9 protein-coding genes are annotated in these 11987 nt (G+C 68.4%); 6 read left to right on the plus strand and 3 right to left on the minus strand.

Features of this window, described 5'->3' with window-relative positions; all coding sequences use genetic code 11:
• Positions 1 to 65 precede the first annotated feature (65 nt).
• The 3 genes from BMZ83_RS10015 to BMZ83_RS10025 form a co-directional block, all read right to left on the minus strand.
• Entirely contained in the window at positions 66 to 1091 is a 1026-nt protein-coding gene (locus tag BMZ83_RS10015; RefSeq protein WP_074878209.1) for a tyrosine-type recombinase/integrase, read from the minus strand.
• Between the two features lie 236 nt (positions 1092 to 1327).
• Complete coding sequence (locus BMZ83_RS10020; protein ID WP_074878211.1) at positions 1328 to 3697, minus strand: DEAD/DEAH box helicase; 2370 nt, start codon at positions 3695 to 3697, stop codon at positions 1328 to 1330.
• Between the two features lie 107 nt (positions 3698 to 3804).
• A complete protein-coding gene (locus tag BMZ83_RS10025) occupies positions 3805 to 5238 on the minus strand; it encodes an MATE family efflux transporter (RefSeq protein ID WP_074878213.1) in 1434 nt (477 codons plus the stop codon).
• Between the two features lie 115 nt (positions 5239 to 5353).
• Between BMZ83_RS10025 and lipA the strand changes: the two genes are divergently transcribed.
• The 6 genes from lipA (at position 5354) to BMZ83_RS10055 (ending at position 11955) form a co-directional block, all read left to right on the plus strand.
• On the plus strand, positions 5354 to 6304 hold the full coding sequence (lipA, locus tag BMZ83_RS10030; protein WP_074878215.1) for a lipoyl synthase: 951 nt from the start codon (positions 5354 to 5356) through the stop codon (positions 6302 to 6304).
• 276 nt (positions 6305 to 6580) lie between these two features.
• Positions 6581 to 7690, plus strand: coding sequence for a pyruvate dehydrogenase (acetyl-transferring) E1 component subunit alpha (gene pdhA / locus BMZ83_RS10035; protein ID WP_074878217.1), 1110 nt, complete (start codon positions 6581 to 6583; stop codon positions 7688 to 7690).
• Positions 7687 to 8673, plus strand: a complete 987-nt coding sequence (locus BMZ83_RS10040; protein ID WP_074878219.1) for an alpha-ketoacid dehydrogenase subunit beta — start codon at positions 7687 to 7689, stop codon at positions 8671 to 8673. Before pdhA ends, BMZ83_RS10040 begins: the two co-directional genes overlap by 4 nt.
• A gap of 3 nt (positions 8674 to 8676) precedes the next feature.
• A complete protein-coding gene (locus tag BMZ83_RS10045; protein WP_074878220.1) occupies positions 8677 to 10188 on the plus strand; it encodes a dihydrolipoamide acetyltransferase family protein in 1512 nt (503 codons plus the stop codon).
• 2 nt (positions 10189 to 10190) lie between these two features.
• Complete coding sequence (gene lpdA, locus BMZ83_RS10050; protein WP_074878222.1) at positions 10191 to 11615, plus strand: dihydrolipoyl dehydrogenase; 1425 nt, start codon at positions 10191 to 10193, stop codon at positions 11613 to 11615.
• 40 nt (positions 11616 to 11655) lie between these two features.
• Positions 11656 to 11955 (plus strand): hypothetical protein, encoded by a 300-nt coding sequence (locus tag BMZ83_RS10055; RefSeq protein WP_074878224.1) that lies wholly within the window; start codon positions 11656 to 11658, stop codon positions 11953 to 11955.
• The last annotated feature ends 32 nt before the right edge of the window (positions 11956 to 11987 follow it).

Genomic DNA, 11987 nt, shown 5'->3' on the forward strand with positions numbered 1-11987 from the left:
AGAGTATGGTTTATCCGCATCAGTTAGTTCCAACTGAGCCGAATATGTCCATACTCCAGTTAGTCCTAAATCGAATCCAAGTAATCACGTCGCTGTTCCGCCTTCTCCTGCTCACCTCGCCGGTCGTAATGCTTCTCCAGAACGTCGAGGCTCACGTTCATCCGGTCGCTGACGATCTTCTCCGGCACATCTCCGGACAAGTGGTGGGTAATCGACCCTCGGCGAATCGCGTGCGGACTAACACTCGATGGGCAGGTACTCGCCTTGTTTCGGTCCATTGCCTCACAAGTGTCTATTTCGCGGTCGTGTGGACACTCACCTGTGTATTGGCAAGGACGAGTAATACGGTAGATGCTGTCCCGAAGTGAGGACTTCGCCGGTCGTCCAGAGCGAGAGGTGAACAGTGGCTTGCGGTCGTGATCGTCGGCCACCTTATCGCGGCTATACGTGAGATACGCATCCAGCGCGTCACATACCTCGGGACTCAAAGAGACGTATCGCTCACCTGCCTCCTTGTTCTTTAGTCGGGTATCAGTCTCAGGGCGGTGGTGAAGCTCCACATACTGCTCCTCAGGGTCGTAGTCCCCTACGTTGAGGCCGTGGGCGGCTCCGATTCGCATCCCTGTATGCCACAGCAACTCCACGAGAGCGTGCGTCCGAGTCGAGAACTCGAACTTCCGGAGGTGGTTGATAAGCTGTTCCGCGGCGTCCTTATCGAGGAGTACCGTTCGTCGGTCCTCGTTCTTATCCAGCGATGGCATCAGGATTTTCTCGTGCGTACCGGGTGCGACGGCGTCGATGGTCTCACACCACTTGATGAACACCCGGAGCGTCGATAACTGCGTAACCATCGTGACGTTGTTGAGGTCGCCGTCGTCGCGCCGCCACATTTTGAATCGCTGGAGGTCACGCCCAGTCACTTCGTTCATATTGTCGATCTCCGCGACCGTATCGGTCCACTCAACGAAGTGCTTGAGTCTGTAGTGATGCGCTTGGATGGTGGATTCGGAGACTTCCTGTCTCCGCTGTTCAAGATACAGTTCTTTTGCCTCTGTCGGCTGGATGGGTTCGAGTTCGTCGTTTAGACTCATTGCTGTCTCCGAATCCCGATGCGCTCGTTGAACCGCCTCCTTCCAATGTGCGCGTCAGGGGGCAACCGAATCTGCGGTGCGGTCCGGGCCGAGGGCGATTTATCGCCCGAAGGCGCGGCGGTCCGCGCGTTCAAATCCGCGTTGGCCCATCCAATTTCGGGCTGACTCCCCAGCCACCTAACTTCGGCCGCTAACTCCCGAGAGAGGTCTCCGTCCGGACCGTTCGTCCGTCGCTCCTACTCCACCCGGACCGTCCGATCGTCCCGTACCGGCGCCAGCGGCAGTTCCGGGAACGTCGCCTCGACGACGAACCGGAGTTCGTCCTCGTCGGCGCCGAACACCGGCGCCGGCACCGTCTCCGAGTCGCGGAGATACGTCGCCGTCTCGGTCATCTCCGTCCCGTTGACCGTCACCCGGACACCCACGCGGGCGCCGCCGCCCACGTTGCGCACGATCAACTCACACATCTCGTTCTCGCCGGTCGGGATCGAGTCGGGGAACTGGCCCCAGCCGACCGAGATCCGGGGCAGGTCGCCCGCGGCGTCGACGACGCGCTCGGCGACGCTCCGCGAGAGTCCGGCGTTCGTGAGTTTCTCGGCGCCCGCGTCGACCAGTTCCGACGGCGAAGCGAACCCAGCGTCGGCCAGCGACTCCGCGCGGCCGGCGCCGACGCCCTCGATCGCCGTGAGCCCCACCGCGTCCCGCGGCACGCCGTGTTCGACGCGGGCCTCCACCCGGCGGACGAGGTTGGCCGCCCGCGGGCCGGCGAACGCGGCGGCGAACTCCCGGAGCGCGGCGACGAGTCTGAGCGCGTTCTGGCGGATGATCCACGCGTCCGACCGGAGTTCGCTGGGAGTACGCCCCTCGGTCGCGGCGTGGAGGATGGCCAGCACCTTGCGGTTGCCGTTCTCCAGGTCGGTCTCGACGCCGGCGCCGTCGAGCGCGCGGTCGATCGCCTCGGTCTCGGACTGGCGGGCCGAGACGGAGGCGAACTCGCCGGCGGCGGCGACGGCCTCGAGCACGTCGTCGCCGGTCAGGCGGTCGCGCTCGCAGACCTCGCGGAACCGCTCGGCAGTGTCGAGCCGGAGGTAGTAGTTCGACGCGAGTCGCCCCAGCGTCGTCGCCTCGACCGCGAGGTCGTCGTCGGTCTCGACGAACCCGGACTCGACGAGGCTCTCGACGGTCCCGCGCACGCGCTCGCGGAGGTTCTCGAAGTCGTACTGGTCGGGTTTCGACTGGGCGCGGACGTAGTAGAACGTGGTCTCGACCCAGGACATCACGTCGTCCAGCCCCTGGATCGTCCCCATCGCCACCTCGGCGTTGAGGTGGGTCTCGATGTCGCCGGCGAGCGTCGACTCGATCTCCTTCCCCTCCCGCAGGAGGGTCCGGTACTTGTCGGCCTCGTCGGCGTCGCAGACCACCCAACCGTAGCCCACGTCGTCGTACCCCGGCCGCCCCGCACGGCCGAGCATCTGGAGCACGTCGAGCGGCGATATGTCCACCTCGCCCTCCAGGGGGTCGTGGTACTTCGTGTCGCGAATCACCACACAGCGGGCGGGGAGGTTCACCCCCCACGCGAGCGTGGAGGTCGAAAAGAGGAGCTGGATCTTCCCCTCCTTGAACCACTGCTCGACGAGGTCCTTGTCGTTGCGCGAGAGGCCGGCGTGGTGGAACGCGACGCCGTCGACGACGGAGTTGCGCAGCGTCTCGTTCTCGACCTCCTTGGCGGCGGTGTGGAAGTCGTAGTCGCCGCGGGAGCCCATCTCGATTTCCCACTCGGTCGTCTCGTCGCGGGCCTTCTCGGCGGCGCGGACGGTGTCCTGCCGCGAGGAGACGAAGACGAGTGACTGTCCCTCCTCGCTGATGTGCGGTTTCGCGAGGTCGAGCGTGCGGTAGAGCCGGCGGTACTTGTCGGCGAAGGAGTTCTCCCCGTGGCTGTACGTTTTCACGCCGGTTTCGAGGTCGACCGGGCGGTACTCGTCGCCGAAGGCGAACGTGCTCTCCGGCGGCGCGTCGAGCCACTCCGCCACGTCCTCGACGTTGGGCATCGTCGCCGACAGCGCGACGATCCGGGGGTCACAGAGCCGGCGGAGCCGCGAGACGGTGACTTCGAGCACCGAGCCGCGCTTCTCCGAATCGAGCAGGTGGACCTCGTCGATCACACAGCAGTCCACGTCGGTGATGAAGCCGTAGCGCGCCGACTCGTGTTTCCGGGTGGCTGAGTCGGTCTTCTCCGGCGTCATCACGAGGATGTCCGCGCGCTCGGCCCGGCGCGGGTCGAGGTCGCGCTCGCCGGTGACGACGTAGACGGAGTAGCCGAGTTCTTCGAACCGGTCCCACTCGGCCTCCTTCTCGTTGGTCAGCGCGCGCATCGGCGCGATAAAGAGCGCCGTACCGCCCTCGCGCAGCGTCTTGCAGATGGCCAGCTCCGCGAGCGCGGTCTTGCCCGACGCGGTCGGCGCGCTGGCGACGACGTTCTCGTCAGTCTCCAGGAGGGCGGGCAGCGCCTCCCGCTGCATCGCGTTGAACTCCTCGAACGCGAACGCCGCGGCGAACTCGGGGACGGCGTCGGCGACGCGGGCCGTGGCGTCGGAGCGCTGAGACACGGTCCGAACCGGGTGGGCCACGGAGAAAGAGGTTTCCTTCGCTCGCGCGGGCGCGCCCACGGCGGGGCGGTCGCGAAACGATCACGTCGCGACGCCCCGACGGCGGCCTAATCCGCGGCCGCCACGTCCGCCGCGCGGCGCATCATCCCCTCGCCGGTCGCGTACTTGAAGTAGGCCGCCAGCCCCAGCGCGGCGGCGACGTTCGACCCCGTCACCGCCCAGAAGATCGCCGCCATCCCCCAGCCGAGTCCGGGGGCGACCGAGAGCCCGAACGCGCCGATCCCGACGCCGACCGGGAGCGCGAGCACCGCGATCGGGAGGCGGATCCCCCAGTACTTCACCAGGTCGACGATCAGGCTGGTCTTCGTGCGGCGGGCGCCGTTGAGCCCGGCGAGGAGCATGTAGGTGGCACCGATGGCCCAGTACCCGTACGCGAGGATCTCGAGGTACCGGATCGAGAGCGCCCGACCCTGTTCCGAGAGGTCCGGCACGAACGCCCGTGTGAGTAGCTCCGGGATGAGGAGCTGTACCCCACCGATCAGCGCGAGCGCGCCGGCGGCGATGCCGACGCCGAGCCACGTCGCCCGCCGGGCGCGGTCCGGCCGGTCGGCGCCGAGGTTCTGGCCGACGACGCTCTGGCCGGCCTGCTGGAGCCCCTGTGCGGGGACGAACGCGATGGTCGCGATCCGGGCGCCGACGGTGTAGGCCGCCAGTCCCGCGGCGCCGCCGACGACCGTGACGATCGCGACGACGACCAGCCGGACCGACTGGGCGGCGAGCCGCTGGCCCCCCGCCGGGAGGCCGATGTCGACCATCTCCCGGAGCTCGTCGAGGTCCAGCCCCGCGTCGGCGAGCGAGAGCGAGAGCGAGCCGTGGTCGCCGGCGAGCCAGTAGAGCCCGAGCGCCATCGACATCGTGTAGCCCAGCACCGTCGCGAGGGCGGCGCCGGCGACGCCGTACTCCGGGAACGGGCCGACGCCGAAGATCAGCAGCGGGTCGAGCACGAGATTGCCGCCGATCGCGAGGAAGTTGAGGTACATCGCCGTCTCGGAGTCGCCCGCGCCGACGAACCCCATCTCGACGGTGTCGCTGACGGAGGTGAGCGGGAACAGCAGCATGTACGTCGAGAGGTACGCCGCGGCCTGGGGCGCCACGTCCGGCCCCGCACCGAGGAGGCGGACGATCGGGCCTGCGGTGGGCGCGACCAGCAGCGCCAGGACGAGCCCGGCGACGAACGCGAGCGCGATCCCGTGGAACACCGCCTTCCGGGCGCCGGACTGGTTCTCGCCGCCGACCCGCTGGGAGACGAGCACCTGCGTCCCGACCATCGCCGCCGTCAGCGGGACGAACAGCAGCGCCATGATCGGCTGGTTCAGCCCCACCGCGCCGACCGCCCCGTCGCCCAGTCGCCCCAGCCAGAACACGTCGGCCGCGGAGTTGGCCACCTGCACGAGGTTCTGTGCGACCAGCGGCGCCGCCAACACGAGCAGCGCCCGCGAGAGCCGGCCCTCGGTGATATCCCCCGAATCGAGGTCGAGCATCCGGTATCGTGCGCACATTACGCACCGGGAACAAATACCTATTGGTTGTGAAACAAGTTTCCGCGGCGATCGAACGAACCGCACGCTTTTCACGAGCGCCGCCCCACTGACGGCTATGAGCAGCCGCAGGCGGAAGCCCGACTGGCTGAAGAGCCAGCCGCCGACGGGGCAACGGTTCACCGACATCAAGCAGACGCTCCGGGACCGGGATCTCCACACCGTCTGCGAGGAGGCCAACTGCCCCAACATGGGCGAGTGTTGGAGCGGCCGCGACGGGCCGGGCACGGGTCCCGGCACGGCGACGTTCATGCTGATGGGCGAGCGCTGTTCGCGCGGGTGTAACTTCTGCGACGTGGCGACCGGCGGGATGGACCCGCTGGACCCCGACGAGCCCCGGAACGTCGCCGAGGCCGTCGGCGACATCGGGCTGGACTACGTCGTCCTCACCTCCGTCGACCGCGACGATCTGGACGACGGCGGCGCCGCCCACTTCGCCGAGACGATCCGGGAGTGCAAGCAGCGCAACCCCGGGACGCTCGTCGAGGTACTCATCCCGGACTTCGGCGGCGACGAGGCCGCCGTCCGGCAGATCATCGACGCCGAGCCCGACGTGATCGCCCACAACGTCGAGACCGTCGAGCGCCTCCAGTGGCCGGTCCGGGACCGCCGCGCGAACTACGAGCAGACCCTCGACGTGCTCGAGCAGGTCGACCGCGAGTCCGACATCTACACCAAGACCAGCCTGATGCTCGGCCTGGGCGAGTACGACCACGAGATCTACCGCACGCTCTCGGACCTGCGGCAGGTCGGCGTCGACGTGGTGACGTTCGGCCAGTACCTCCAGCCCTCCCGCTCGCACCTCGACGTGTTCGAGTACGTCCACCCCGACGCCTTCGAGACGTGGCGCCGCGTCGCCGAGGAGGAACTGGGCTTCCTCTACTGCGCCTCGGGCCCGATGGTGCGCTCCTCCTACAAGGCGGGCGAACTGTTCGTCGACGCGCTCGTTCGGGACGGCAAGAGTCCCGAGCGCGCCCGTGAGGAGGCGCGAGCGGCCGCGGAGAACTGATTTCCGGTCTTCCCGGATCCGTTCAGCGACCGAGCACCGACGGCTCCGCCGATCTGAATCCTTCCCGAACGTTCGTCCAGTTTCGGCCACGTTGACGGCGGTGTCAACACGAAAACATGGGAAAAGGAGGCGTAAATGCGAGATCATACACTTTACACCGACCTTCCCGAACGAACACAACTGGACCGGGGAGATTTCTGCCCATAATAAATCTTTTACGAAACCACTATAACCGAAGCCGCGGAAATTTTCTGCCATGGAGAGGAGGGTCAACCCGTGAGTACGATACAGCGCGATCCCGAGGATCGGGTCCAGGTGCTCGACGAGGACGGCAACCTCGTCGGCGAACCGCCGGATCTCGACGAGGAAACGCTGGTAGACATCTACCGGGACATGAAGCTCGCCCGGCACTTCGACGAACGGGCGGTCAGCCTCCAGCGCCAGGGGCGGATGGGGACGTACCCCCCGCTCTCCGGCCAGGAGGGCGCCCAGATCGGCTCGGCCTACGCGCTGGCCGACGACGACTGGATGGTGCCGTCGTACCGCGAACACGGCGCCGCCGTCGTGCGGGGTCTCCCGCTGAAACAGACGCTGCTGTACTGGATGGGCTACGAGGCGGGCAACGACGTGCCCGCGGACGCGAACATCCTCCCGGTCGCGGTGCCCATCGCGAGCCAGATCCCCCACGCGGCGGGGCTGGCGTGGTCGTGGAAACTGCAGGGCAACGAGGACACCGCCGGGATCTGCTACTTCGGCGACGGCGCCACCAGCGAGGGTGACTTCCACGAGGGGATGAACTTCGCGGGCGTCTACGACGTGCCGATGGTGTTCTTCTGCAACAACAACCAGTGGGCGATCTCGGTCCCGCGCGAACGCCAGACCGCATCCGAGACGCTGGCCCAGAAGGCCCACGCGTACGGCTTCGAGGGCGTGCAGGTCGACGGGATGGACCCGCTGGCCGTCTACAAGGTCACGCAGGACGCCCTGGAGAAGGCCCGGAACCCCGACGAGGACCAGCCCCGGCCGACGATGATCGAGGCGGTCCAGTACCGCTTCGGCGCCCACACCACCGCGGACGATCCGACGGTGTACCGCGACGAGGAGGAGGTCGAGCGCTGGAAGGCCAAAGACCCCATCCCGCGACTGGAGGCGTACCTCCGGTCGGAGGGGATCCTCGACGACGACGCCGTCGCCGAGATCGAGGAGACGATCGAGCGGCAGGTCGACGACGCCATCGACGCCGCCGAGTCCGAACCCCGGCCCGAGCCGGAGGAGATGTTCGAACACGTCTACGCCGACCTCCCGCCGGAGCTGCGGGACCAGCGCGACGAGTTCGTCGCGACCGTCGACCGACACGGCAAGGACGCGTTCCTGGAGGAAGAATGAGCGAGACACAGAACCTCACCCTGGTACAGGCAGTACGGGACGGTCTCGCGACCGAGATGGAACTCGACGACGACGTGGTCGCACTGGGCCAGGACATCGGCGCCAACGGCGGCGTGTTCCGGGCCACACAGGGCCTGCAGGACGAGTTCGGCGAGCAGCGCGTGATCGACACGCCGCTGGCGGAGTCGGGCATCGTCGGCAGCGCCATCGGCCTCGCGGTCGGCGGGATGAAGCCGGTGCCGGAGATCCAGTTCTCCGGGTTCATGTATCCCGGGTTCGACCAGATCGTCTCCCACATGGCGCGCTACCGGACCCGGAGCCGGAGCCGGTTCTCGCTACCGATGGTGCTGCGGGCGCCCTACGGCGGCGGCATCCGCGCCCCCGAGAGCCACTCGGACTCGAAGGAGACGTTCTACTCCCACGAGGCCGGGCTGAAGGTGGTGATGCCGTCGACGCCGTACGACACGAAGGGGCTGCTGATCTCGGCGATCCGCGACCCCGACCCCGTGGTGTTCCTCGAACCCAAACTCATCTACCGCGCGTTCCGCGAGGACGTGCCCGAGGAGGCCTACGAGGTCCCCATCGGTGAGGCCGCCGTCCGGCGCGAGGGCGCGGACGTGTCGGTGTTCACCTACGGCGCGATGACCCGGCCGACGCTCGAGGCCGCGGAGACCCTCGCCGAGGAGGGCGTCGACGTCGAAGTCGTCGACCTCCGGACGGTGTCGCCGATGGACCGCGAGGCCGTCGTCGAGTCGTTCAAGAAGACCGGCCGCGCGGTCGTCGTCCACGAGGCCCCCAGAAACGGCGGCCTCGCCGGGGAGATCACCGCCCTCCTGCAGGAGGAGGCGCTGGTCTACCAGGAGGCGCCGATCGAGCGCGTCACCGGCTTCGACGTGCCCGTGCCGCTGTACGCGATGGAGGACTACTACCTGCCCAACGCCGCGAGAGTGGAAGACGGTATCCGTGAGGCGGTGGAGTTCTGAGCCATGACGGTCAAAGAGTTCAAGCTACCCGACGTCGGCGAGGGCGTCGCCGAGGGCGAACTGGTCTCGTGGCAGGTGTCCCCCGGCGACACCGTGAGCGAGGGCGACATCGTCGCCGAGGTCGAGACGGACAAGGCGCTGGTCGAGGTGCCGTCCCGGTACGACGGCACCGTGAAGGAGCTGTTCGCCGAGGAGGGCGACATGGTCCCCGTCGGCGACGTGATCATCTCCTTCGAGGTCGGTGGGACCGAGGGGGGCGACGCCGAAGCGGAAGCGCCCGATACCGAGGGCGAACCCGGCGCGCCCGCCGAGGAAGCCGAGACCGACACCGAGGAGGCGACGTCAGCGGAGACGCCCGACGGACGCGTGTTCGCGCCGCCCGCGGCCCGCAAGCTGGCCCGCGAACTCGACGTCGACATCGGTGAAGTCGAGGGGAGCGGCCCCGGCGGCCGCATCAGCGAGGCCGACGTGCGCGCCCACGCCGAGTCGGCCGAGGTACACGACGAGACTGCCGACGGGACGGCCGTCACGCCCGGCGAGGGCGAGGCGCCGGCGGAGCCGACCGGCGCCGACGCGAGCGAGACGGTGAGCGCCGACGCCGGCCCCCGGGCCGAGCGCGACACCACGCTCGCGGTGCCCGCGACGCGCGCGCTCGCCGAGGAGCTCGGCGTCGACATCCACGCCGTGCCGACCGAGAAAACCCGCGACGGCGAGGCGTTCGTCGAAGAGGCGGACGTGCGTGCGTTCGCGGAACGCGAGGAGGAGGGAGCGACGGCGGCGGGCGCCGAAGCCGCCGGCGCCGACGCGACCGCGGAGCCGGCCCGGGAGGAGACGGTCCCCTACCGGGGCGTGCGCCGGACCATCGGCGAGCAGATGGCGACCTCGAAGTACACCGCGCCGCACGTCACCCACCACGACACCGCGGAGATCGACGAACTGGTCGAGACCCGCGAGGAACTCAAGCGGACCGCCGAGGAGAAGGGCGTCCGCCTGACCTACATGGCGTTCGTGCTCAAGGCCGTCGTGGCCGGGCTGAAGGAGTACCCCATCCTCAACTCCGAACTCGACGAGGAGGAGGAGGTCATCCGCCTGAAGAACTACTACAACATCGGTATCGCCGTCGCGACCGACGCCGGCCTGATGGTGCCGGTCGTGAAGAACGTCGACGAGAAGGGGCTGCTGGAGATCGCCGACGAGGTGCAGGAGTTGGCGACGAAGGCCCGCGAGCGCACCATCTCGCCCCAGGAGATGCAGGGCGGGACGTTCTCGATCACGAACTTCGGCGCCTTCGGCGGCGAGTACGCCACGCCGATCATCAACTACCCCGAGACCGCGATCCTCGGCCTCGGCGCCATCGAGGAGCGCCCGGTCGTCGAGGACGGCGAGGTCGTGGCGGCCCACACGCTGCCGCTCTCGCTGGCCATCGACCACCGGGTCATCGACGGCGCCGAAGCCGCGAAGTTCACGAACACCGTGAAGGAATACCTGGCCGAGCCGACCAAACTACTACTCTAACAATGGTTGTCGGAGACGTCACGACGGGAACGGAGGTACTGGTGATCGGCGCGGGGCCGGGCGGCTACGTCGCCGCCATCCGCGCCGCACAGAACGGACTGGACACGACGCTCGTGGACCGGGACGCCTACGGCGGGGTCTGTCTGAACTACGGCTGCATCCCCTCGAAGGCGCTGATCAGCGCGACGGACGTGGCCTACGACGCCCGCAACGCGACGGAGATGGGCGTCCACGCCGACCCCGTCATCCACACCGACGAGATGCAGGAGTGGAAGGAGGGGGTCGTCGACCAGCTCACCGGCGGCGTCGAGAAGCTCTGTAAGGCCAATGGCGTCAACCTCATGCAGGGCGAGGCGACGTTCGTCGACGACTCCACTGCCCGGATCGCCCACGGCGGCGAGGGGCAGGGCTCCGAGACGATCGCGTTCGAGCACGCCATCGTCGCCACGGGCTCCCGGCCGATCGAGGTGCCCGGCTTCGAGTTCGAACACGACCCGATCTGGTCCTCCCGCGAGGCGCTCGAGGTGGAGGAGCCGCCCGAGAAGCTGCTGGTCGTCGGCGCGGGCTACATCGGGATGGAGCTCTCGACGGTGTTCGCCAAGCTGGGCGTCGACGTGACCGTCGTCGAGATGCTCGACGGCATCATGCCGGGGTACGAGGACGACGTGACGCGGCCGGTCAAGCAACGCGCCGACGAGTTGGGCATCGACTTCAACTTCGGCGAGGCCGCGAGCGAGTGGGAGGAGACCGAGGGCGGGGTCGTCGTCACAACCGAGGACGAGGACGGCGAGGAGTACACCTACGACGCCGACAAGGTGCTCGTCGCGGTCGGCCGCCAGCCGGTCTCCGAGAGCCTCGACCCCGAGGCAGCGGGCGTCGACGTCGACGAGAACGGCTTCATCCGGACCGATGATCAGGCCCGGACGAACGTCGACAACGTCTACGCGGTCGGCGACGTGGCCGGCGAGCCGATGCTGGCCCACAAAGCCAGCAACGAGGGCATCGTCGCCGCGGAGGTCATCGCCGGCGAACCCGCGGCGCTGGACCAGCAGGCGATCCCGGCAGCGGTGTTCACCGACCCCGAGATCGCGACCGTGGGCATGACCGAAGCCGAGGCCGAAGAGGCCGGCTTCGAGCCCAAGATCGGCCAGTTCCCGTTCCGCGCCTCCGGGCGCGCGCTCTCGACGGGCGAGAGCGAGGGGTTCGTTCGCATCGTCGCCGAGCAGGAGGCCGGGTTCGTGCTCGGCGCCCAGATCGTCGGCCCCGAGGCCAGCGAACTGATCGCCGAACTCGGGCTCGCCATCGAGATGGGCGCGACCCTGGAGGACGTGGCGTCGACGGTCCACACCCACCCGACGCTCGCGGAGGCGGTGATGGAGGCCGCCGAGAACGCCAACGGCGAGGCGATCCACACGCTGAACCGGTAGGTAGCGGTACGTTTTCGACGCCGCGGGCCACACGCCCGGGATGGCCCTCTTCGACGACGAGGACGAGTCCGACGACACGACCGAGAGCGACGCGTGGGGCGTCGACGAGGATCGGCGATCCTCGTCTGATCCCGACGGAGCCGGCGGCCCCGGGGATGCGGACCCGCTCGCGGACCTCGAGACCGCGACCGTCGCCGCCGACGACCCCAACGGGACGCTCAAGCGTGCCGTCGATCCCGAGGCCGGCGTGGTGATCTACGCCTACAAGAACGGGAACGCCGGCGGGCTGTCGACGGTCCCCCTCGCCGAGACCGACCTCGCGACAGAAGACGGGACGTAGCGGGGGTCACCCCACGGCTCGAACCGGGTTCC

It is taken from the genome of Halolamina pelagica, assembly GCF_900115675.1.
Lineage (GTDB): Archaea > Halobacteriota > Halobacteria > Halobacteriales > Haloferacaceae > Halolamina > Halolamina pelagica.